The organism is Acidimicrobiia bacterium (genome assembly GCA_035948415.1).
Classification (GTDB): domain Bacteria; phylum Actinomycetota; class Acidimicrobiia; order IMCC26256; family PALSA-555; genus PALSA-555.
In genome coordinates, this window is the sequence record DASZJD010000033.1 from 1 (window position 1) to 21726 (window position 21726).

Here is a 21726-nt window from a genome sequence, read left to right on the forward strand (position 1 = left end):
GACGACGTCGGGGTTGATCATCGGGCCGCAATCCTCGCTGACGATGTAGCGGTGGAGCGCCACGCGGCCGGTGTCGACGTCGACTTCGCACGTGCAGACGTGGGTGGCGTTCACCCAGATCGTCGGGTTGACGGCCCGATAGCGGGCGGTGGCCTCGAGCCCGGCCGGCGTGCCGGACGGCAGCAAATGGGGCTCGTGGTAGGCGAGTCGTGCGATCTCGGCGAACGAGACGCCGATGGCCGGCGTGCCGCGCACGTGCGCGCGGCTGTCCACGAGTTCGATGTCGTCGAAAGCGGCCTCGAGACGGTGCGCGGCAATGGCGAGCATGCGTTCTTGCAGGATTGAGGCTGTCTCACGCACTGCGCCGGCGGTCATGGAGCCGCTGCGGCTGCCGTTGGCGCCGGCGCCGTAGGCGGTCGCCGCGGTGTCACCCTGGATCGTGCGGACATCGTCGATGTTGGCGCCGAGCGCGTCGGCGGCGAGCTGGACGACCGTCGTCTCGAGGCTGTTCCCGGTGGAGCCGCCAGCGATGTACACGTTGATGGCACCCGAGGGTTCGACACGGATCGTCGCCGCCTCCGTGCCGTAGCTGCCGTACCCGGGGGTTGACGGCTCAACGTAGCTTGAGGTGCCCACCCCGAGGTACCGGCCGACGCGGCGCCCGGCGGCCTGCTCGGTGCGGAAGGCGTCGTAGTCGAGGATCTCGAGCGCCTGCTCGAGCGTCTCGAGAGCCGAGATGCTGTCGTAAGTCATGCCGTTGGCATTGCGATACGGGAGGTCACCCGGTCGCAGCAGATTGCGTCGGCGCAGCTCAACCGGGTCGATGCCCATGGAGCGAGCCGCGATGTCGAGCAGCACCTCGCGGGCCAGCGTTTCGAACTGCCAGGGCCCGCGGTACGCGGCGCGACCGACAGTGTTCGTGTAGACCGTCTTCACGGTAAACCCGGCGTTCGGCACGCGGTACGGGCCGGGAAACAGCATGCCGGTCGCGGCCGCAGTGGTGACGGGCCACGGGGTCGGGTACGCGCCGCAGTCCTGAACGAAATCGATGTACGCAGCGTGGATCGCGCCCTCGGCGGAGAAGGCCATGCGCACATCGCCGTGCTCCTGGCGCGACTTGCCCGCGGCAAGGAGGTTCTCGCGGCGGTCCTCGACCCACTTCAGCGGCGCGCCAACCTTGCGGGCCGCGAGCATGATGCACATCTCGTCACGTTGGACCATCACCTTCTGGCCGAAGCCACCACCGGTATCGCGCATGATGACGCGGATCCGGTGCTCGGGGATGCCGAGTAAGCGCGCACAGAACAGGCGCACCTCGTGTGGGACCTGCGTCGCCGCGTAGATCGTGAGCTCGTCCGTCGCGGCGGCGTAGTCGGTGATCAGCCCGCGTCCCTCCATGGGCGCGGCGACGTAGGCCTGCTGAGAAATGGTCTCGTGGGCGACGTGGGCAGCGGCCCCGAACACCGCGTCGAGCTCGGAGGCTGGGTGACCGGCGAGCTCCCCGATCAGGTTCGAGCCGTGGCTGGCGTGCACGAGCTCATCCATGTGCTCGGCGGCTGTGTACTCGACGACCGCCGGCAGAGGCCCGTAGTCGACGTCGACGAGCTCCTCGGCATCCTCGCCGAGCGCCAGGCTCTCCGCCACGACCAGGGCGACGGGGTCGCCGACAAACCGAGCCTCGTCGTCGGCCAGCGGCGGGCGTGGTGTCTCCGGGCTGGCCGATCCGACGGTCGTGTGCCATTGCTCCTTCGCATCGATGTTCAGATCTGCGGCCGTGAACACGAACCGCACACCCGGAGCGGCGAGCGCCGCCGATGTGTCGATGCCGCGGATGGTGGCGCGCGGGAATGGGCTGCGCACGAAGCGAGCGTGAAGCATGCCTGGGAGCGTGATGTCGTCCACAAACGTCCCGTGGCCAGTGAGGAGCCGCCCGTCCTCAACACGCTGCACGCGCGCGCCGACGTAGCGGCCCGGACTCACGCGATCTGCACGCTGCGACCACCGTCGACCGGGATGATCGCGCCGGTGACAAAAGACGCGCGATCCGACGCCAAGAACGCGGCCACCTCGGCGATCTCGTGAGGCTGGCCGAGGCGGTGCATCGGCGTGCCCTCGACTGCACCGGGAAACTGTTCGAGCCTGGCACCCATGATCTCAGTCTTGATGAACCCCGGACATACACAGTTCACCCGGATGTTCTTGGCGGCATACTCGAGGGCGGCGGTCTTCGTGAGCGAGATCACCCCTGCTTTCGCGGCGCCGTAGACACTCGTTGCGATCGAGGAGTTGAGGCCGCCGATCGAGGACCAGTTCACGATGGAACCGCCGGAGTTCGCGGCGAGCATGGCTCGAATGCCGTGCTTCATCCCAAGCAGCACGCCCCACAAGTCGACGTCCATCGTTCGGGCGTAGTGCTCCATCGTCACGTCGGTGATCATCACGCCCTCGGCGACACCCGCTACGTTCAACACCGCGTCGAGGCAACCGAACTCCTCAATCGCAGTGCGGACCATCGCCTCCACCTCGGGTTCTTTGGTCACGTCGCAGTGCACGGCGAGCACTCGGTCACCGATCTCTGCCGCGGTGTCCTGTTCCGCGCCGCTGACGTCGGCCGCGACGACGCGGGCGCCCTCGCGCACGAACACCTTTACCGACGCCTTAGCCATTCCGGAGCCGGCGCCAGTCACCACCGCAACCTTGCCGTCAAGCAACCCCATCTGGCCCCCCGTCTCGCCCGACGTCGGCGGCGCAACAATAGTGCCAGGAGTATGGCATGAATTGGGGAGCTCGGCTCACGGGCCTCGCCGGCTGATGCTCGTCGGATACGAGTTCGCGGCCCGGCTGCAGTCCCCCGGAGATGGCGCCGTGACTCGTCGCCGCGCCCCGGGGTCCGGAGCGCTGCGACGCCAGCGGGAGCCTCGGGCTAAGGGGCTCCGACTCGGCGACGACGGAATGATCTCGCACAAGGTGGGCCCTCCGCCTCACGCTGGGGCGGCTCCTCGATGGCGGGAGCCACGCCGCGACGGATTACGACGCGATCGATCGACTTCTTCCGGGGCTCCGAGCTCGTCGCCGACCCGGGGCCGTCCTTCGCTTGACTGCGCGCGCAGATCGTGATGCCCCCCTCGGGGCGCAAGCTCGAGCGATTGCTCGACCGGATGGACAACATCAGGATTCCGAGGAGGACAACGTCGACTCGGATGTCGTAGGCGCTGACCGGCCGCGGCTGCCTGGCCCGATCCGCCTTCAAAAGCGGTCTGGGCCACTCATCGTGGCAGCGCTCACCGCCCGCATCAGAGGGGCAGGAGCGCCGGAAGCCGCCGCGACCGCAGCAGCTGGTCGCCGAACTCCGACGTCAACGAGTGCGCCGAGCCAAACAGCTGATCGAGCAGGAGGATGCGGCGGTAGCAGCGGTGGAACGGATGCTCGGCGGTGAAGCCGATGCCGGCGAGCACCTGCTGGCAGTGACGGGCCGCGGTCTGGGCGCCACGGCCGGCGAGCGACTTGGCGATGCTCGCCAGCTCCGGCGATGGTGCCTCGCGGGCCGCGGCTGCCAGGGCCTCGGCAGCCTCGATCGCCACCAATGTCTCCGCCAGGCGATGGCGAACCGCTTGGAAGCTGCTGATCGGCCGGCCGTACTGGATGCGATCGAGCGCGTGCTCACGCGCCAGCGCGAGCATCGTCCGTGCCGCGCCCAGGATCTCGTAACTCAGCGCAACCTGGGACAGGACGACGGCTGCCTCCCAGCTGTGCCCCCCGGCGTCCCCGCACACACGGCAGCCGACACCGTCTGCGATCACCTCCACCAGGCCGCAGTCGGGATCGATCCCGATGACGGCGCGGAGCTTCAGCTCCGAGGTCGGGACCGTGACGATGATCGGTGCATCGTCGTCGGGGCTTGTCGCGGCGGCCACGGCTTCTGCGGCCACGTGGAGGGCCCCCGTTCCGAGTCCCCGGATCGAGATTCGATCGTCGTCGAGCTCGCCCGGAGCGGACCGCGTCCCGAGCGCCGGTAGCACCACCGCGTCCGCGTCGGTAGGCCGCAGGCCGAGAGCCCTTGTCACCACCTGATCGAGTGCGTGCAAGGTGGCGTTCGCGCCGCCCTGGAGCGGGAACAGGATCGACACCGCCGTGTACGGGTCGTCCGCCAGCGCGTCGAGCCAACCGAGCCCGAGCAGCGCGCGGTCGAGCGCGTCTCCGGTATGACGCTCGGTTGCCTGACGGACGCTGCGCTCGAACAGCTCGATGTCCGACGCGTCCATCAGCGATCGTCCCCGAGGTCGAGGAGCCGACGGGCGATGGTGTTCCGCTGGATCTCCGCGGTCCCGCCGTAGATCGTCGCCGCCCGGGAGTAGAGGAACTCGGCCCGCCACCGCTCGCTTGTGGCGTCATCGCCGATCACGACCTCCGAGGCGAGCCCAGTGGCGACCAGGTCCATGACGGCCTGCTCCGCCGTCGCGATCAGCACCTTGTCGATCGACGTCTCGGGACCGAGCTGCTGGCCCTCGGCCATGCGGTATTGGGTCGTTCGGGACCGGGCCCGAAGGGCAAGCAGAACCTGGGCGGCCTCGCCGACCTCGGCGGCGCTCACGGCGCTGTCCTGGACCCTCGCGAGCAGTCGCTCGAGTCGCCGTTGCAGGTAGGCGCAGCGATGCCACAGCGCCGTGCTCCGCTCGTACGGGAGCAGATCCATCGCCACCGTCCAGCCGTGGTCCACCTTGCCGAGGGTGCGCTCGAACGGCACCGCCACGTCGTCGAAGAACACCTCGCAGAACTCGTCGGAACCATGCATCGTCCGGATGGGCCGGACTGTGATCCCCGGGCTGTCCATGTCGACGAACAACGCCGTGATCCCCCGATGGGCTGACTCGGGCGAACCGGTGCGGGTCAGCAGCACGCACCGATCCGCGTACTGCGCGTAGCTCGTCCACACCTTCTGGCCGCTCACCCGCCACCTGTCGTCGGCGCGGGTGGCCAGGCAGGCCAGCGACGCCAGGTTGCTCCCCGTCCCCGGCTCCGAGAACCCCTGGCACCACGACTCGTCGCCCCGTAGCAGACGCGGGACCATCTCGGCCGCCAGCGCCGGCGGGGCGAAGCTGATCATCGTCGGCGCCAGGACCTCGGTCATCGAGTAAACGTCGGGCTCCACGACGTCGCGCGCCATCAGCGCCTCGCCGAGGTACGCGCGCAGGATCGGCGAGCCGCCGAGGCCGCCCACCCGCTCCGGCCAGCCCCAGCGCATCCAGCCCGCCTCGAACCCGATGCGCTTCACGGCCGCGAGGTGCGCCACCCGCTCGTCGAGCGTCCCGAGGCCCTCGTAGCCGGGGGCCAGCTCGCGCTCGTTGCGCTCGAGCCAGTCGTCCAGTGCCGTGCGGAAGGTCGCGAGATCCATGGTGAGTCGCCCCAGCCGGGACGCTAATGCGACTCTACTAAATCGGAAACGCCGCTCTCAGAGCGGGGTCGACCCCCGACGTCGTGGCCAATGGCCCTTGGGCGTGGTGCGCCAGGCCGCGCCCGGAGCCGCGGGCCGAGGCCGGCGTCGTCGCGGCGAGCACGCGGCGCGGGGGAGGCGCCGCGGCCACCGGCATCCGCTTCCGGCGTGACGCGCGTCAAACGCGTTGATCCGAACGCGGAGCGGCGCTGAGCGCGGGATCACGGATTGGGCGGCCGTCTCGAACGACGGGGGCGAGACCGTCAGCGCGCCGCTCGCGGTGAGCACCGCCGACTCGCCGGCGCCGCAGCCGCTCCTCCCGTTCGGCATCGGCGACGACGTCTCGTTGCTCGCCCTGAGCCGAACCCACGCCTTCAAGGGCTGGGCCGACGACCGACCGGGGCTGCGTCAGGGGGTTCATCAGCGCCGTCCACCTCTGGGCGTTCGCGAGGTGATCGGAGTCCCGACGGTCGCGGGGCGGTAAGACTCCTCCCTATGCGAAGCGGCCCGAGGGCGCGAACGTGACCAGTGGGTCGACGCGGGATCAGGTCCTCGTCGTCACCGGCATGGGCGACATGGGGGTGGCCGTCGCCCACCGGCTGGGCAGCGGCGCCACCGTCGTGCTCGCCGACGTCGACGAACCTCGGCTCGCCCGCGTCGAGGAGGCGCTGGCGGGGGCCGGCTACGCCGTGCACACCGTCCGGACCGACGTCTCGTCGGCGGAGGACGTCACGGCGCTGGCGCGGGTGGCGTCGAGCCTCGGCCCGATCCGCAGCCTCGTGCACACGGCGGGGGTCTCGCCGGTGCAGGCCAGCGCGGAACAGATCATCGCCGTCGACCTCGTCGGCACCGCCCGGGTGCTGGACGCCTTCGAGCCGCACGTGCGGCCCGGGACGGTCGCGGTGTGCATCGCCAGCATGGCCGCCATCCTGATGCCCGTGGCTCCGGAAACCCTGGCGCTGCTGGCCGTCACCCCGACCGAGGAGCTGGCGACGCTCCCCGTGCTCGACCCGAGCACCCTCGAACCCGGGATCGCGTACTCGCTCGCGAAGCGCGGCGTCCAGGTGCGCGTCGAGGCGGCCTCGGTGGCGTGGGGCCGGCGTGGCGGACGCGTGGTCTCGATCAGCCCCGGCGTCATCGCGACCGCCCAGGGCACCGCGGAGCTCGCCGGCCCGAGCGGTGACACCATGCGCGGCATGGTCGAGCTGTCCGCCTGCCGTCGACTCGGCACCCCCGACGAGATCGCCGCCGCCGCCGAGTTCCTCGTCAGCCCGGCCGCCTCGCTCGTCACGGGCACTGACCTCCTCGTCGACGGCGGCGTCGTCGCCGCCATCCGCCACCAAAGCGCCGCCGAAGGGAGTGCCCATGCTTCGTGACGAGGTCCGCCCCATCTCCGTCGACGACCACGTCATCGAGCCCGCGCACGTCTTCGCCGACCACATCGAGCCCCGGTTCCGGGACCGCGCCCCCAGGATCGTGGAGCACGACGACGCCGAAGGGTGGCTGTGGGAGGACCGCTTCTACCCGCTCACCTTCCAGGGCAACGCGCAGACGAGGAAGTTCCGGGCGGGCGAGGCCGGACGCGGCGAGGACCTCTTCGCCCGGCGGTACGAGGACATGATCCCGGCGGCGTACGACGTCCACGAGCGGGTGCGGGCCATGGAGGAGGACGGGGTCTGGGCCGAGCTGCTCTTCCCGACCTTTCCCCGCTTCGGCGGCACGCAGTTCCTCCAGGCCGACGACACCGAGCTGGCGCTGGCGATGGTGCGGGCCTGGAACGACTGGATGCTCGACGAGTGGTGCGCCGCCTACCCGGAGCGGTTCATCCCCCAGACGCTGGTGCCGCTCTGGGACGTCACCGCGGCGGTCGCCGAGATCGAGCGGTGCGCGGCGAAGGGCTCCCGGGCGGTGCTTTTCGTCGAGAACCCGCATCCGCTCGGGCTGCCGTCGTTCCCCACCGGGCACTGGCGCCCCGTCTTCGAGGCCTGCAACGACACGGGCCTGCCCCTGTCGATGCACATCGGGACGTCGTCGGGGCTCATCGCACCGTCGCCGGAGACGACCCCGTCGGTCGGCATCGCCCTCTGCGGCATCAACTCAATGAGCGCCCTCGGCGACATGATCTTCAGCGGCGTGTTCAACGGCCTGCCGCGCTGTCGCGTCGCGCTCTCCGAAGGCGGCGCCGGATGGGTGCCGTACGTCCTCGAGCGGCTCGACTACACCTGGGAGCGCAGCCGGTACGAGGGGCTGCGGAACATGGACCGGCCCTCGGAGGTGTTCGCTGAGCACGTCTGGGTGTGCATGGTCTCGGACCGGTACGCGATCCGGAACCGAGACCTGATCGGCGTCGACAAGCTGCTGTGGGAGGCCGACTTCCCGCACAACGACTCGAACTGGCCGAACAGCCGCAAGGTCCTCGCCGACGCGCTCGCCGACGTCCCCGACGACGAGTGCCGGCGCATCGCCGAGCTCAACGCGCGGGAGCTCTACTGCTTCCCCGGGTAGGGGCGGCGCCGACCGTGACCTCCGGTGGGCTCGGCGACCCGGCCGCGGGCCGGGCCGGGTGCAGGCTCACCGGCAGCCCCGAGTAGTGCGCCATGCCGGTCGTCGCGTCGATGTCGTCGTCGCTGGTGAGCCGGTTCACGTTGGCGCGCTGGTGCCCGTGCGGCACAGAGACCGTGCCCGCCCGCACCGACTCGTCGACCTTGGCGATTCCCTCGAGCTCCCCGTGCTCACTGCGCACGACGACGGGGGCGCCGTCGGCGACGCCCGACGCCGCGGCGTCGTCGGGGTGGACGATCACCTCGGCGACCTCGCCGAGAAAGTCGAGTTGCGAGTTGAGGTGCCGGCCCTGCCGGCGCGGCACCAGCACCAGCGAGGCCGGGGCCTCGAGCGTGGCCAGCTGGGCGAGGAGCACCGACGGCGCCAGGCGCCAGCCGCCGAGCCGGTCCAGGTGCTGCTCGACCCACGCGGCCGGGAGCTCGTAGGGCCGCTCCACCCACCGGTCGGCGACGAGGTCGTCGAAGGGGCAGCGGGCGCCGGCCGTGATCCTGGCCAGCACGGCCTCGTCGTCGAGGTCGGCGCCGGCGACGAGCTCGAGGTCGTGACCCAGGCGGCGGGCCAGCTCGGCGAGGACCCACCAGGTCGACCGACGGTCGCCGACGGTGTCGACCACCGGCGGCGTGTACTGCCCGGCCACGCGCGGCATCAGGAAGTCCCACAGGGTCACGTCGGCCCGCTCCAGCTGGTCCTTCGTGGGGAGCACGTGGGTGGAAAGCGCGGTCGTGTCGTTGGCGATGATCTCGATCGTGGCGAGCACCTCCAACGACCGGAGCGCGGGGATCAGGGTGTTGGCGTCCGGGAAGGCGGTGACCAGGTGACCGCCGAGGTTGAGCACCGCCCGGATGGTGCCGGCGGTGATCTCGTCGGCGAGCACCGCGCACGGCCACTCGCCGAGGAACGAGCGCGCGCCCGGCCGGGTGCTCGGGCCGGGCCCGAACAGTGCGTCCGGCGGCAGCACCGGCAGCTCGAAGCCCTCGAGCTGGTGCCCGAACCCCGGGTGGAACCAGACCCCGCCGGGGCGGTTCATCGAGTCGGTCACGATCATGAGCGCCCACGCCAGCCACTGCGTCACGTTGGCGGCGGCCGACATCGTCACGCCCGTCCCCGTGACGACCGCGACCCGGCCGGCCCGGCGCACGGCGTCGAGAAGTTCGGTGAGCTCGGCCTCGGCGACGCCGGCGACCGCGGCGGCGTGCTCGACGGTGTACGCGGCGACCGCGGCGGCGAGGTCGTCGCGTCCGACCGCGCGTACGACGGCCGCCCGGTCGGCGCCGTCGCGGAGCAGCTCCCGAACGAGGAAGCCGAGCGCCGCGTAGTCGGTGCCCGGCCGCACCGCGAGGTGTCGCGTCGCCAGCCGCGCCGTCTCCGTGCGGCGCGGGTCCACCACCCAGACGTCGGCGCGGGCACGAAGGGCCCGCAGCGCGGTGACGGGGTCGGGGAGCGCCGAGGTGTGCCCGTGCGAGACGACCGGGTTGACGCCGATGTACACGACGAGGCGCGCGTCCTCGGTGTCCACGTGCGGGTTGAGCCCCGGGAATCCGCCGACCTGGTGCGACACCAGCACCTTGGCCGTCCCGTCGATCGTCAGCGGGCTGAACCGCGCCCGGGCTCCCAGCGCGGCGTAGAGGGCCTCCGAGGCCCGGTAGCCGGCGGCGTCCATGCCCACACCGCTTCCGAAGAAGACGCCTATCGCCTCGGGGCCGTCGCGGTCGATGATGGCGCGCAGCCGGGCCGCGAGGTCGTCGAGGCAGGCGTCCCACGTCGTGGGCTCGAGCCGGTCACCGACCCGGAGCAGCGGGCGCTCGAGCCGGTCCGGGTGGTGGTGCATGCCCGGGAGGGCGCGGCCTTTCGGGCAGGTGTAGCCGTGCGAGAACGGGTGCTCCGTGTCGCCGCGCACCCGAACGACCTGGTCACCGTCGACGTCGACCAAGATCCCGCACACCGCCGTGCAGATCCGACAGAAGCTGCGCACGGTCCGGACGCCGGAGTCTGCTGTGAGAATGACGTTATCGTATGGCGCGAGTGAGGCTTTAGCAACGGTGGTGAGGGAGCTCGGGGTGGACGACGGGGGCCTGCTCGACGCGCACGTCGCGGCGTGGCTCGAGGCGAACCCGACGGTCGGCTCCCGCATCGAGGAGCTCCCGCCCGAGATGCTGGCGCTCGCCCGCGGGCCGCAGGGCGCGCCTCCGACGCGCCCGATCGCCCGTGTGACCGACGACGTGGTGGACGGCGTCCCGGTCCGGATCTACCAGCACGACGAGGCGCCGACCGGCCTCGTCGTGTACTTCCACGGGGGCGGCTTCTGCATCGGGAGCGTCGGGGTGATGGACAACGTCGCCCGGGAGCTGGCCTGGTGCCCGGGCGCGACCGTCGTGTCGGTCGACTACCGCCTCGCGCCCGAGCACCCGTACCCGGCGGGCCTGGACGACTGCGAGGCGGTCACGCGATGGGTGCTCGCGAACGCGTCGCGCCTCGACGCATCGCCCGACCGGGTGGCGGTGGCGGGGGAGAGCGCGGGCGGCAACCTGGCCGCCGCGGTCGCGTTGCGCCTGCGAGCGGACGCGGGCCCGGCGCCGCTGGCGGGACAGGTGCTCATGTACCCGTCCGTCGACACGATGGCGTCGAGCCACCGCTCCCGCGAGCAGTTCGACGGCGTCGTCTTGCATCGCTCGACCCGAGACTGGTTCTGGCGCTGCTACTCGGCCGGCCGCGACCTGACCGGCGATCCGTTCGCCGCGCCGGTCCGCGCCGAGAGCCTCGCCGGGCTGCCGCCCGCGATCGTCGTGCTCGGCGGCTGCGATCCCCTGCGCGACGAGGGTCGCCTCTACGCGCGCCGGCTTCGCGACGACGGCGTCGCCGTCGAGGAGCACTGCTACGGCGGCCAGCCGCACGGCTTCGTGAACTTCGGGCTCCCCGCCGCCGAGGAGGCCCTCGGCCGCGTCGGCGCCTGGCTGCGGTCGGCCTTCACCGCCTCGACGCCCGCCCGCTGACCCACCCGCCGACACGCCGCGAGCCAGCCGTCGACGCCTAGGTTCCGCCGCGTCGCAGGAGCAGCACGCCCGAGGGCGTGCCGCCACCGGTCGTGACGACGGCAGTCCTCGCCCCGGCGACCTGCCGCTCGCCAGCCTCGTGCCGCAGCTGCGTGATCGCCTCCGCGATGAAGCCGAAGCCGTGCGTGCGCCCGGCCGAGAGCTGGCCCCCGTGCGGGTTGACGGGCACCTCGCCGTCGAGGCGGATGCGCCGACCCCCGTCCAGCCAGCCCATCGCCTCGCCGAGCCCGCAGAAGCCGAGCGCCTCGAGCCAGGAGATGGCGTTGAACGTGAACCCGTCGTACACGAGCGCGACGTCGACGTCGCTCGGGCGCAGGCTCGTCCTCGTCCAGAGGTGCGTCGCGGGACCGAGGACCTGCGGCTCGTGGGTCAACGTGTCCTGGTCCCACGACACCCGCTCGGTGATCTGGGTGCCGACGGCCTCGACTCGAACGGCCGGCTTTGGCAGGTCGGCGGCCGCCGCGGCGTCGGACACGACGACCGCGATCGACCCGTCGCAGGGCACGTCGCAGTCGTAGAGCCCGAAGGGGGTGGTGATCGGGCGGGCCGCCAGGTAGTCGTCAATCGTCATCGGGTCGCGGTAGATGGCGGCCGGGTTCCGCGCCGCGTTGGCGCGGCCGTTCAACGCGATCCAGCCGAGCATCTCCCGCGTCGCCCCGTAGCGATGGATGTAGTGGTTGGCGTGCATCCCGATCCAGTTGGCGGCGGACATGGCGCCGAACGGCGCCCGCCACTCCCACAGCGGGCCGGACACCCGCCGGCCGGGGCGGCCGACGCCCACCACGGCCGCCGTCGACTCCCAGACGGTGCGGAAGCACACGACGTGCCGGCACAGGCCGTTCGCCACGGCCAGCATCGCCGCGATCACGGCGCCCGCCTGTCCCGGCAGCTCCATGCCGCCGTTGATCCACGTCGGCCGCAGCCGCAGCGCTTCCTCGACCTCCGTGACGCCGCCCTCGCTGTTCCCGCCGACCCCGCCGCCGGGATAGGTCGAGAGCCCGTCGATGTCGGCCGGTGTGAGGCCCGCGTCCTCGATCGCGGCCCGGCAGGCGTCGACGGCGAGGCCGCGGGGGTCCCTCATCAGCCGTCGTCCGATCGCCGAGCGGCCCACGCCGGAGAGGACCGCCCGGTGCTCGAACCGGTGGCTCGTCGCAGGCGGGCGGACCACCGGCCGCCGCGGCTCGGGGACCCGCTCGGTGCCGTCGGTCACTCCAGTGGGCTCGAACAGCGGGACCCAGACGTCCTCCTGCTGCTCGAAGCGCACCGTCACCTCCTGGCCGATGCGCACGTCGTCGGGGTCGCAGCCGACGATGTTCGTCGTCAGGCGAACCGTCGGGTCCTCGGCGAGGGTCACGATCGCGATCGCGTACGGCGGCTCGAAGGACGGGAGCCACCGGTGCCGGTTGACCGTGGACGCCACGACGGTGGCCCGTCCCGAGACGACCCTCGGCGCCGACGACCGGCTGCCACACACCGGGCAGACCGGCGTCGGCGGGTGCACCAACGAACCGCAGTCGGAGCAGCCCTGGATCCGCAGCCTGCCGTCGGCGCCCGACGTCCAGAACCACTCGTTCCACGGCGTCAGCTGCGGCAGGGGGCGCGTGTGGGGAGCACGCGGAGGAGCCGAGTCGGTCACCTCACGGTTCCCGCAGTCGCGTCGCGGGCAGCGTGCTCCCAAGCCCGGGAGTCATCGTGCTCTCCGTCTCGTGCTGCCAGGGACCCTTGATAGCGCAATTCTCGGAGAGGGAGTGCACCATCGCGCTCCACGCTGAGCTCAGCGCCATCCACGACCTCCGCGGGCTGGCCCGAGGCGCGTCGAGCCTGCCCTACGTCGGCACGCTCGCTGGAATCAGGGCCGCGAGGTGTGTGAGAGCGGGAATCCTGTCCCATGGAGCCCTCACCAGAGCGACTTGTGCGCCGGAGAGTCGACGCAGACCTTCTGTCATCATGTGCAGATGCCGCGGTCGATACGCAGTCCAAACCGCATCACCGACGACTCCCTTGTCGACGACGCCGGCTATGAGTGGTATCGGGTCAGCAAGGATCTTCGACGCGACGCCATTGCTCGGCTGTTAGGCGATCCCGATGTTCGTGTCGGTGTGCACGCCGCACGGGCGAGGCTGCGCTGGATAGCGGACGTTGAGCGTGAGCGGGTGTGGAGCGAGGAGATCGAACCGAACTTCCATGACCATGTCGGGGACGCGATCGCGACCTCCACTCCCGGGCCGCTGCCCTTTCATGGCACCTTGTGGCGTCGGCGGGGCAAGCAATTGCTGATTTTCGACGACTTCGACTGATTCGAACCCGCCGTTGCTCGTTGGGCGTCGAACGGCAGCTCCGCCACGTTGCCGGCTTCCGATCGCGAGCGGGCGCGGGGTAGCGGCATGACGGTGCTCGACAAGCGACCAATCCGGCCGACGTCGAACCGGACTCGATCGACCCGCGCGGTCGCTCCACCGATGTGCCGATCTGGCGTGGGTGACGACGCCCCTGCCGAGTAGCGGTCTCCGCCGAAGCCATCCGGTGGGTCGTGGTGGTGGTGGCCCCCGCCGGGCTCCCGCCCGTGCGGAACCTCGACGTGCTGCCACGGGCGCGCCTGCTGTGCGCGCTGCACCCGACCCGGGCGCCGGTCCCCGAGCTGCTCTCGAAGGACGCAGGTGATCCCGCCGGACGTGCCGCCGATCTGCGTGACGTCGTTCGTCGAGGGCGTGTCGTTCGAGCCCTGTTCGAGGGCGGTAGAGGCGGACGTCGACATCGTGGCGGAGCGGATGCGCAACCCGCCCGGACAATGGCGGCCCTCCACGCCCTGGACCCCGACGCGCTCGGGCTCGCCGGGGGAACCTGCCGCACCGGCGATGAGGTCGACCGGTGGCGCCGGCTGCCCGAAGACGAGACGCTCATCCGGATCCCACGAGAACGACGCCTCGCGGTGCTCCGCGCCTCACGTGACTGGTTCGGGGCGCCGTCAGGAGTGGAGAAGGACCGTCCTAGCGGTTGAGCAGGAGGTTGGCGATCGCGGTGGCCTCCGGGAACGAGCCGGTCATGCCCGAGCTCATGTAGCCAGCGTCCGAGATCAGCGTGATGCCGGTGATCGCGACCGCCGCGTCGCTGCACAGGAACACGAGCGGGTACGCCTGCTCCAGCGGCGTCGACGGCTCGAGCCCGGCCTCGCCGCGGTAGTCGGCCCCGAATCCGAGCCACAGGTCCCGGTTCGCCCGCGCGAGCGGGGTGTCGGTCGGCCCGGGGCAGATGGCGTTGATGCGGATGCCCCGCTTCAGCAGCGGGAACGCCTCACGGGCGACGTAGGCGCAGATCGCCTGCTTCATCGACATGTAGTCGGCCTTGCCGTGGTCCTCGACCCAACGCACGGCGGTGTCGAAGTCCGGCGTGTCGAGGAGCTCCTGGAGCAGCGGGAGGTTGGGCTCCCACCCGAGGCCGGCGGCGGAGGAGATGAAGCCGATCGCCGACCCCTTCGGCAGCATCCCCTTGGCGAGGGCCCGGTCGATCAGGTGCCGGTGGCCGACGAAGTTGATCCGCTCGATCCCCGGTGTGCCGTCGGCGACGCCGGCGCAGGCGAAGAGCGCGTCGATCCGCCCGTCGCACTCGTCGACGGCGGCGTCGATCGACGCGGCGTCGGCGAGGTCCAGGTGGACGGCCGTGGCCCCCGGCAGCGTCACGTCGGCGAAGTCCATGACGACGACGTCGGCGCCGGCGTCCCGGACGAGCTGAGCGGTCGCGGCACCCATGCCGCTGGCGCCCCCGACGACCAGGGCTCGCTTGCCGTCGTACCGGAAGGCGTCGAAAAGGGTCATGGGTGGATAACCTAGTTCTCGGAAAATGGATGCGCGACTTCCGCACCCGGCGAGCGGCGGTGGCGCCGCGAGCCGGAGCCGACGATAACGGGGGAGGGACATGGCCGAGGACACCCGACGCATCGCGGACCTCGTGGAGATCCACGCACTGTGCTCGAACTACATGGTGCTCTGCAGCCAGTTCGTGAAGGATCGCTGGCTCGAGGTGTTCACCCCGGACACCACGTACAACGCGTTCGGCTCGGTGTACACGCTCGAGCGCTTCCCGGCGCTGCTCGAGGCGGCGCCGCGGGGGCAGTTCATCGGCAACATGCCCGTCGTCGAGCTCGACGGTGACCGGGCGACCGGCAAGCAGCACTTCCTCTTCATCGACCAGACCAGCCACGCCATGCGCCTCGGTTGGTACAACGACGAGTACGTCCGCACCCCAGACGGCTGGCGGATCGCGAAGCGCTCCACGACCTTCATGCGCAAGCACGGCGGCTTCGACTCCGGCGTCGCGCACGACCCGCTCGCGCAAGAAGAGCAGAGCACGTCGTGAGCGATCTCCGGAAGGCCATCAGCGTCGACGACCACGTCGAGCCTCCCTCGACCCACTACCGCGAGGAGCAGCGCTACAAGGTGCACCGCGGCAACGCGATCCCGATGCTCGACCTCGACCGCGTCTGACCCCGAGGCCGACCGGCGGCGATTCCCGACGCCGACCGGCCGCGGCTCAGCCGGCGAGCCCGTGCAGGCAGAACTCCCACGCCTGCTCGGCCGTCAGCCACATCCGCGGGTCCTCGATCAGCCGGTTGCCGAACCAGCTGTACATGACCGTCTGCTGCACGAGCGCGGCCGCGCGCCGCGGGTCGGCCACGTGGATCGCCTTGGCGGCGTCGGCGTCCTCGACGAGCTCGAGCAGCATCCGCGAGATGGGCTCCATGGCCGCCTTCACCCGCGCCGGGTGCGAGAGGGCCAGCTGGACGGAGAACTCCGAGATCGGGCGGCGGTTGTGCGACCCGCGCTTCCGGGGCGCGTCGGCAGGCTCGCACCACTCGTGGAGCCGAATCGTGAAGGCGTGGAGCCGCTCGAGCGGATCGGACTCGGTGGCGACGACGTCGCGGAGATCAGCCGCCGATTCGAGAACCGAGTCCTCGAACAGCGCCAGGATCAGCTCGTCCTTGCCGTCGAAGTACTGGTAGAAGCCGCGGAGGGACTGCTTCGAGCGGTCGATGACCTCCTGGATCGTGAAGTCGGTCGTGCCCTTCTCGTCGATGAGCTCGAACGCCGCGTCGAGGAACCGCTGGACCCGCTGCTCGGCACGGGAGCGGGCCGCGTGCAGGCTGCGGGAGACGGCGCGCCGGCGCCACGCCGGCTCGTGCACGTCGCCGGTCGTCTCAGCCATGCCGGCCCTCGCCTCCATCCCGTCGACGGTACCAACGGGCGGAATGCGCAGAATGTCTTTCGCGAGCGGCCATCAGCCGGCTCTCCTTTTCTTCTCGAACGCCTCGACCGCGGCCCAGTGCGCCTCGGCCGCCCACAGGCGCGCGAACTCGTCGGTGGCGTCCGCCTCGAGCTCGGGATGGCTCGCCGGGATCGCGGCGCCGACCACGGCTTTTACCGCTCGGGTCGTTCCGGGCGCCGTCGATGCCATCTCGCCCGCGAGCTTCCGCCACTCGTTGTCGAACGAGGATCGCGGCACCACGAGGTCGACGAGCCCAAGTTGCTGCGCGGTGGCGGCGTCGTAGAGCTGCCCGGTCGCGATGGCCAGCACGGCCCGCCCGCGGCCGATCACCTGGGCCAGCCGCTCGGCCCCGCCCCAGGCGGGCATGATGCCCAGCGCCACCTGGTTGAACCCGATCTTGACGTCGTCGGCGGCGATGCGGATGTCGGCGGCGATCGCGACCTCGGCGCCGCCCCCGAGCGCGTGCCCGTTCAGGGCGGCGACCACCGGGACCGGGAACGCGGCGACGCGGTCGAGCAGGCGCCGGACCCGGCTGGCCATGCTGACGGCTTCCTCGTGGGTCCGGATGGCGCCGAGCTCCTTGAGGTCCCCGCCGGACACGAACGCGCGCTCGCCGCCGCCGCGCAGCACGAGCACTGCCGCGTCGGAGTCGAGCACCCGGTCGAGCGCGGCGTCGAGCTCGTCGGCCGTCGCGAAGCCGATGGCGTTGCGGGCGTCGGGGCGATCGATCGTCACGACGGCCGCGTGGGCGTCCAGCTCCACGCGGACCCCGCCCGGGGACCGGGGCGCCTCGGGTTCGGGCATGCGTGGTGCTCCTCGTCGACGGTGGCCGAGAATACCACTCTCATATTGTTATGGCAGGCTTGCAGTTTTCCGGATAGATGATTTCCGTTACGCTCGGGTCGATGGGCCCAGCGGGGGAGAGTGAGGTCCGGACCGAGGCCGGGATCCCGCTCCGGGCCAGTTACGGCCCCGACGACCTCCCCGCGCCCGAGCAGATCCCGCCGCCCGGTTCCTTCCCGTTCACCCGGGGGAACTTCGCCGACGGCTACCGCGGGCGCATGTGGACGATCCGCCAGTACTCGGGGTTCGGCACACCCGAGGAGTCGAACGCGCGCTACCGCTACCTCCTCGACCAGGGCGGCACCGGGCTCTCCGTCGCGCTCGACCTGCCCACCCAGTGCGGCTACGACTCCGATCACCCCGACGTGGAGGAGGAGGTGGGCCGGGTGGGCGTCGCGCTCGACACCCTGGCTGACGCCGAGATCCTCTTCGACCAGATCCCGCTCGACGCGGTGAGCACGAGCTTCACCATTAACGGCACCGCCGCCATCATCCTTGCCTTCTACATCGCGGCGGCTGAGCGGCAAGGTGTCGACCGGGCGAAGCTGCGCGGCACGATCCAGAACGACATCCTCAAGGAGTACGTGAGCCGGGGAACCTGGATCTGGCCTCCCCGGCCGTCGCTGCGTCTCATCGCCGACACCATCGAGTTCTGCGCCGAGGAGGTGCCGCGGTTCAACGCGATCTCGGTCGCCGGTGCCCACTTCCGCGACGCGGGCGCCAACGCCGTGCAGGAGATGGCGTTCACGCTCATGGACGGCGTGACCTACTGCGACGAGGTGATCGCCCGGGGCCGGATGACCATCGACGAGTTCGCGCCGCAGGTGTCGTTCTTCTTCTACACCCACGGCGACTTCTTCGAGGAGATCGCCAAGTATCGGGCCGGCCGGCGGCGGTGGGCCCACATCGTCCGGGAGCGCTACGGGGCGAAGGACGATCGGTCGTGCATGTTCCGCGTCGGCTGCGTCGCCGGCGGCGCCTCCCTCTACGCACCGCAGGCGCACAACAACATCGTGCGCATCGCGTACGAGGCGCTGGCGTCGGTGCTCGGCGGCGTGCAGTCGATGTTCACCGCGGCGTGGGACGAGCCGTTCGCGCTGCCCAGCGAGGATTCGGCCACGCTCGCGCTGCGAACCCAGCAGGTGCTCGCCTCCGAGACGGGCGTGGCACGCGTCGCCGACCCGCTCGGCGGCTCGTACTTCGTCGAGGCGCTGACCGACGAGATCGAGGCTCGGGTCGTCGAGATCATGGAGGACCTCGAACACCGGGGCGGCATGGTCAAGGCCGTCGAGGACGGCTACCTCCACCGGCTCATCTCCGAGGAGGCCTTCCGCGTCCAGCAGGCGATCAGCTCCGATGACCGGGAGATCGTCGGCGTGAACCGGTTCCAGACCGACGAGGAGCCGCCCGAGGTCGAAGGGTACGAGCTCGACGAGCAGGGACGGGCCCGCCAGCTTGAGCGACTCGCGGAGGTGAAGCGCTCTCGCTCGGGCACCGAGGTCCGTGAGGCGCTCGACGCGCTGGGCACGGCCGCGGGGGAGGACAATGTGAACCTCATGCCGCGGCTCGTGGCCGCGGCCGAGGCCTACTGCACGGTTGGGGAGATGGTGGACGTGCTCAAGGGCCAGTGGGGCGAGTTCCAGCAGCCGACGGTGTTCTGATGCACCCCGTCCGAGTGCTGGTCGGCAAGCCGGGGCTCGACGGCCACGACCGCGGCGCCAAGCTGGTCGCGCGGGCGCTGCGGGACGCCGGGTTCGAGGTGATCTACCTCGGGATCCGCCAGCGGCCGGAGACGATCGCCGCCGTCGCCGTGCAGGAGGACGCGCGGGTCGTCGGCCTCAGCATCCTCAGCGGGGCGCACGTCGCGCTCACCGAGAAGACCGCGAAGGCGCTGCGGGACGCTGGCGCCCACGACGTGCTGCTCGTGGTCGGCGGCACGATCCCGAAGCGCGACGTCCGTCGCCTCGAAGCGGCCGGTGCCGCGGCGGTGTACCCCACCGGGACGCCGCTCGAGGAGCTCGTCGACAGCCTGCGGCGCCTGACCACCGAGGTCGCGCCGGCGCCGTAGCGCCGGCGGTGGTGCTCAGCTGCGCGGCAGCGGGGGTGCGGCCACGCCGTCGAGGTCGGGATCGAGTGCGAGCCCGAGGCTGTTGAACGCCATCGCCAGGCACGTGTAGGTGCCGACGACGAAGAGCACCTCGAGGAGCTGGCGGTCGTCGAGGTGCTGCGCAAGGCGGGCCCACGTGTCGTCGTCGACGCAGTACCGCTCAAGCAGCTGGTCGGTCGCGGCGAGGAGGTCGGCCTCCAGGGCCGACCACGCGCCGGCGGCCGCGCCCTGGCCGATGGCCGTGACCTCGTCGGCGGTGATCCCGCAGCCCGGGGCCATCCGGACGTGCTGCACCCACTCGTAGGTGGCCCGCGTGCGCCAGGCGACGCGCAGGACCATCAGCTCGCGCAGCCGGGGCTCGAGCGAAGGCATGCGCAGGAGCACGTTGTTGTACCTGAGGAACGGACCCGCCAGCGCCGGGTGGCGCATCATCGTCGTGAGCACGTTCGGCATGCGGGGCGCGTCGGGCGCCTTCGAGAGCAGTCGTTCGGCGCCGTCGGCGCCGAACGCGGCGCGGAGCGCCGCGACCGCGTCGTCTCCCCACTCGTCGGTCGGCAACGGCGCGACCCTCGGCGCCTCGGCGCTCACATGTACCTGCCGCCGTTGACGTTGATCTGTTGGCCGGTCACGTAGCCCGCCTCCTCGGAGCAGAGGAACGCGCACGCGGCCGCGACGTCGTCGGGGGTGCCGGCCCGGCGCACAGGGATCATCTTCTCGAGAACCTCGGTGCTCGGGAGGTTCCCGCTGGCCTGGGCCCGACGTGTCATCGGCGTCTCGACCGACCCGGGCGGGATGGTGTTCACCGTGATGCCGTGGGAGCCGAACTCGGCTGCGAGGGCCTTGGTCAGGCCGATCACCCCGCCCTTCGACGCGACGTAGTGGGCCATGCGTCGAGCACCCGACTGGGCACTCGACGACGAGATCGTCACGATGCGGCCCCACCCGGCGTCCAGCATGTCGGGAACGGCGGCCTGGATGCAGTGGAAGACGCCGGTCAGGTTCACGGCCAGCATGCGGTCCCACTGCGCGACCGTGATGTCGGTGAAGCTCGTGAACTCGTCGACGCCGGCGCTCGTCACCAGGATCTCGACGGGGCCGAGCTCCCGGCGCGCGCGGGCCAGCGCGTCGTCGACCGCCCCGCGGTCGGCGACGTCGACCGCGAGCCCAAGCGCCTCCGAACCGGTCCCGCGGAGCTCCTCCGCCGCTCGGTCGGCGGCGGGGCCGTCGAGGTCCAGCAGGGCGACCCGGTGCCCGACCGCGGCGAGCCGCTGCGCGATGGCGAGCCCCATGCCCGACGCAGCGCCCGTGACCACGGCGACGCGACCCTTCACTCCCGTCCCTCCCTCGGCCGGCGCCCCGAGAGTATGGACGGGCAGGCACGGGTGTGCAAGGCTGACTCTCGAAAAACGAGAATGGGGTTGCCGCCGGAGCGCGGTCCGGGGAGAGGGGAGCACGGTGCGGATCGGCCTCATGATCGGCCCGGAGCGGGGGCGCTACCGCGAGAAGGCGGCGAAGCTCGTCGCCGACGCCGAGGCGGCCGAGGCGGCCGGCTTCACGTCGATCTGGGTGCCGCAGATCCCGGACGAGTTCGACGCCCTCACGGCGGTCGCCCTGATGGGCCAGGCGACGTCGCGGGTCGAGCTCGGGACGGCGGTGATGCCGATCCAGAGCCGGCACCCGGTCGCGATGGCGCAGCAAGCGCTAGCGGTGCAGTCGGTGTGCGAGGGGCGGTTCACCCTGGGCCTCGGACCGTCGCACCACTGGATCGTCGACGACATGCTCGGGCTGCCGTACGAGCGCCCGGCCGCTCTGGTGCGTGACTACCTCGAGGTGCTCAACGCCGCGTTCGACGGCCCCGGCCCGGTCGACGTGCAGAATGACACCTATCGGATCCACAACCCTCTCGACGTCACCGACATCGCGCCGACGCCGATCCTCGTCGCCGCGCTCGCGCCGGTGATGCTGCGCGTCGCGGGCGAGCACGCGTCCGGCACCATCCTGTGGATGGCCGACGAGCGCGCCATCGGGGACCACGTCGTCCCACGCATCACCAAGGCCGCGGAGGAGGCCGGCCGCCCGCGGCCGCGGATCGTCGCCGGGATCCCGGTGGCCGTCTGCCCGAACGACGAGGTGGACGACGCACGCGCGCGGGCGAACCGGGTGCTCGGGCACGCCGAGTACTCGCCGAACTACGAGCGGCTGCTCGAGCGCGGCGACGCCACCGATGTCGGCGACCTGCTCGCCGCAGGGGACGAGCCCGCCGTGCTGAGTCGGCTCCGGAGCTTCCGTGACGCCGGCGCGACCGACCTGTCCTTCCGCATCCTCCCGCTGGGGCCCGACCGCGACGCTCGCATCGCGTCGCGCCAGCGCACCGAGGCGTTCCTCACCACCGTCGCCGCGGAGCTCTGACCCGGGCCGCCTTGTTGCTCCAGCACGTCCCCCGGGCCGAGCCCATCGGCGTCCGCCGCCGCAGC

Annotated in this window: 20 protein-coding genes; 9 read left to right on the plus strand and 11 right to left on the minus strand. The window is 71.5% G+C overall.

Going from position 1 to position 21726, the window contains the following annotated elements; genetic code table 11:
* The 4 genes from VG869_04490 to VG869_04505 form a co-directional block, all read right to left on the minus strand.
* Positions 1 to 1980: xanthine dehydrogenase family protein molybdopterin-binding subunit (locus tag VG869_04490; GenBank protein HEV3450443.1), on the minus strand; the 1980-nt coding region annotated here is incomplete at its 3' end.
* Positions 1977 to 2717, minus strand: coding sequence for a glucose 1-dehydrogenase (locus tag VG869_04495; protein ID HEV3450444.1), 741 nt, complete (start codon positions 2715 to 2717; stop codon positions 1977 to 1979). The genes VG869_04490 and VG869_04495, both read right to left, overlap by 4 nt.
* A gap of 576 nt (positions 2718 to 3293) precedes the next feature.
* Positions 3294 to 4262, minus strand: a complete 969-nt coding sequence (locus VG869_04500; protein HEV3450445.1) for an acyl-CoA dehydrogenase family protein — start codon at positions 4260 to 4262, stop codon at positions 3294 to 3296.
* The gene (locus VG869_04505; GenBank protein HEV3450446.1) at positions 4262 to 5392 is read right to left on the minus strand and encodes an acyl-CoA dehydrogenase family protein; all 1131 of its coding nucleotides are present in this window, start codon (positions 5390 to 5392) and stop codon (positions 4262 to 4264) included. The genes VG869_04500 and VG869_04505 overlap by 1 nt, the downstream gene beginning before the upstream one ends.
* A 560-nt stretch (positions 5393 to 5952) precedes the next feature.
* Between VG869_04505 and VG869_04510 the strand changes: the two genes are divergently transcribed.
* Both VG869_04510 and VG869_04515 read left to right on the plus strand, forming a co-directional pair.
* Entirely contained in the window at positions 5953 to 6807 is an 855-nt protein-coding gene (locus VG869_04510; protein ID HEV3450447.1) for an SDR family oxidoreductase, read from the plus strand.
* On the plus strand, positions 6797 to 7936 hold the full coding sequence (locus VG869_04515; GenBank protein ID HEV3450448.1) for an amidohydrolase family protein: 1140 nt from the start codon (positions 6797 to 6799) through the stop codon (positions 7934 to 7936). Before VG869_04510 ends, VG869_04515 begins: the two co-directional genes overlap by 11 nt.
* On the opposite strand, the gene VG869_04520 is transcribed toward VG869_04515, so the two are convergent.
* The gene (locus tag VG869_04520; protein HEV3450449.1) at positions 7902 to 9965 is read right to left on the minus strand and encodes a molybdopterin-dependent oxidoreductase; all 2064 of its coding nucleotides are present in this window, start codon (positions 9963 to 9965) and stop codon (positions 7902 to 7904) included. The genes VG869_04515 and VG869_04520 overlap by 35 nt on opposite strands.
* Before the next feature lie 70 nt (positions 9966 to 10035).
* Between VG869_04520 and VG869_04525 the strand changes: the two genes are divergently transcribed.
* Positions 10036 to 10983 (plus strand): alpha/beta hydrolase, encoded by a 948-nt coding sequence (locus tag VG869_04525; protein HEV3450450.1) that lies wholly within the window; start codon positions 10036 to 10038, stop codon positions 10981 to 10983.
* A 37-nt stretch (positions 10984 to 11020) separates the two neighbouring features.
* On the opposite strand, the gene VG869_04530 is transcribed toward VG869_04525, so the two are convergent.
* Positions 11021 to 12679, minus strand: a complete 1659-nt coding sequence (locus tag VG869_04530; GenBank protein HEV3450451.1) for an OB-fold domain-containing protein — start codon at positions 12677 to 12679, stop codon at positions 11021 to 11023.
* A 319-nt stretch (positions 12680 to 12998) separates the two neighbouring features.
* Between VG869_04530 and VG869_04535 the strand changes: the two genes are divergently transcribed.
* Complete coding sequence (locus tag VG869_04535) at positions 12999 to 13340, plus strand: hypothetical protein (protein ID HEV3450452.1); 342 nt, start codon at positions 12999 to 13001, stop codon at positions 13338 to 13340.
* Between the two features lie 690 nt (positions 13341 to 14030).
* On the opposite strand, the gene VG869_04540 is transcribed toward VG869_04535, so the two are convergent.
* Positions 14031 to 14855: an SDR family oxidoreductase gene (locus tag VG869_04540; protein HEV3450453.1), complete on the minus strand. Its 825-nt coding sequence runs from the start codon at positions 14853 to 14855 to the stop codon at positions 14031 to 14033.
* Between the two features lie 100 nt (positions 14856 to 14955).
* On the opposite strand from VG869_04540, the gene VG869_04545 reads away from it, so the two are divergent.
* Positions 14956 to 15396 carry a nuclear transport factor 2 family protein gene (locus tag VG869_04545; GenBank protein HEV3450454.1) on the plus strand — a complete coding sequence of 147 codons (441 nt, stop codon included), beginning with the start codon at positions 14956 to 14958 and terminating at the stop codon, positions 15394 to 15396.
* The gene (locus tag VG869_04550) at positions 15393 to 15524 is read left to right on the plus strand and encodes a hypothetical protein (GenBank protein ID HEV3450455.1); all 132 of its coding nucleotides are present in this window, start codon (positions 15393 to 15395) and stop codon (positions 15522 to 15524) included. Before VG869_04545 ends, VG869_04550 begins: the two co-directional genes overlap by 4 nt.
* Positions 15525 to 15570: 46 nt before the next feature.
* Here VG869_04550 and VG869_04555 read toward each other — a convergent pair whose 3' ends face one another.
* Both VG869_04555 and VG869_04560 read right to left on the minus strand, forming a co-directional pair.
* On the minus strand, positions 15571 to 16260 hold the full coding sequence (locus tag VG869_04555) for a TetR/AcrR family transcriptional regulator (GenBank protein HEV3450456.1): 690 nt from the start codon (positions 16258 to 16260) through the stop codon (positions 15571 to 15573).
* Between the two features lie 54 nt (positions 16261 to 16314).
* Positions 16315 to 17106: an enoyl-CoA hydratase/isomerase family protein gene (locus tag VG869_04560; protein ID HEV3450457.1), complete on the minus strand. Its 792-nt coding sequence runs from the start codon at positions 17104 to 17106 to the stop codon at positions 16315 to 16317.
* A 101-nt stretch (positions 17107 to 17207) separates the two neighbouring features.
* Between VG869_04560 and VG869_04565 the strand changes: the two genes are divergently transcribed.
* Both VG869_04565 and VG869_04570 read left to right on the plus strand, forming a co-directional pair.
* Positions 17208 to 18806 (plus strand): methylmalonyl-CoA mutase family protein, encoded by a 1599-nt coding sequence (locus VG869_04565; protein HEV3450458.1) that lies wholly within the window; start codon positions 17208 to 17210, stop codon positions 18804 to 18806.
* Positions 18806 to 19213, plus strand: coding sequence for a cobalamin B12-binding domain-containing protein (locus VG869_04570; protein ID HEV3450459.1), 408 nt, complete (start codon positions 18806 to 18808; stop codon positions 19211 to 19213). The genes VG869_04565 and VG869_04570 overlap by 1 nt, the downstream gene beginning before the upstream one ends.
* Before the next feature lie 15 nt (positions 19214 to 19228).
* On the opposite strand, the gene VG869_04575 is transcribed toward VG869_04570, so the two are convergent.
* Entirely contained in the window at positions 19229 to 19810 is a 582-nt protein-coding gene (locus tag VG869_04575) for a carboxymuconolactone decarboxylase family protein (protein ID HEV3450460.1), read from the minus strand.
* 26 nt (positions 19811 to 19836) lie between these two features.
* Positions 19837 to 20583 (minus strand): SDR family NAD(P)-dependent oxidoreductase, encoded by a 747-nt coding sequence (locus VG869_04580; protein ID HEV3450461.1) that lies wholly within the window; start codon positions 20581 to 20583, stop codon positions 19837 to 19839.
* Between the two features lie 124 nt (positions 20584 to 20707).
* On the opposite strand from VG869_04580, the gene VG869_04585 reads away from it, so the two are divergent.
* Positions 20708 to 21661: an LLM class F420-dependent oxidoreductase gene (locus VG869_04585; protein ID HEV3450462.1), complete on the plus strand. Its 954-nt coding sequence runs from the start codon at positions 20708 to 20710 to the stop codon at positions 21659 to 21661.
* The last annotated feature ends 65 nt before the right edge of the window (positions 21662 to 21726 follow it).

Excerpts from the sequence above, each read along its gene's own strand:
- VG869_04535 (HEV3450452.1), top strand. The coding sequence starts at position 12,999 with ATGCCGCGGTCGATACGCAGTCCAAACCGCATCACCGACGACTCCCTT.
- VG869_04565 (HEV3450458.1), top strand. The coding sequence starts at position 17,208 with ATGGGCCCAGCGGGGGAGAGTGAGGTCCGGACCGAGGCCGGGATCCCG.
- VG869_04560 (HEV3450457.1), bottom strand. The coding sequence starts at position 17,106 with ATGCCCGAACCCGAGGCGCCCCGGTCCCCGGGCGGGGTCCGCGTGGAG.
- VG869_04555 (HEV3450456.1), bottom strand. The coding sequence starts at position 16,260 with ATGGAGGCGAGGGCCGGCATGGCTGAGACGACCGGCGACGTGCACGAG.
- VG869_04540 (HEV3450453.1), bottom strand. The coding sequence starts at position 14,855 with ATGACCCTTTTCGACGCCTTCCGGTACGACGGCAAGCGAGCCCTGGTC.
- VG869_04570 (HEV3450459.1), top strand. The coding sequence starts at position 18,806 with ATGCACCCCGTCCGAGTGCTGGTCGGCAAGCCGGGGCTCGACGGCCAC.
- VG869_04495 (HEV3450444.1), bottom strand. The coding sequence starts at position 2,717 with ATGGGGTTGCTTGACGGCAAGGTTGCGGTGGTGACTGGCGCCGGCTCC.
- VG869_04515 (HEV3450448.1), top strand. The coding sequence starts at position 6,797 with ATGCTTCGTGACGAGGTCCGCCCCATCTCCGTCGACGACCACGTCATC.
- VG869_04505 (HEV3450446.1), bottom strand. The coding sequence starts at position 5,392 with ATGGATCTCGCGACCTTCCGCACGGCACTGGACGACTGGCTCGAGCGC.
- VG869_04545 (HEV3450454.1), top strand. The coding sequence starts at position 14,956 with ATGGCCGAGGACACCCGACGCATCGCGGACCTCGTGGAGATCCACGCA.
- VG869_04500 (HEV3450445.1), bottom strand. The coding sequence starts at position 4,262 with ATGGACGCGTCGGACATCGAGCTGTTCGAGCGCAGCGTCCGTCAGGCA.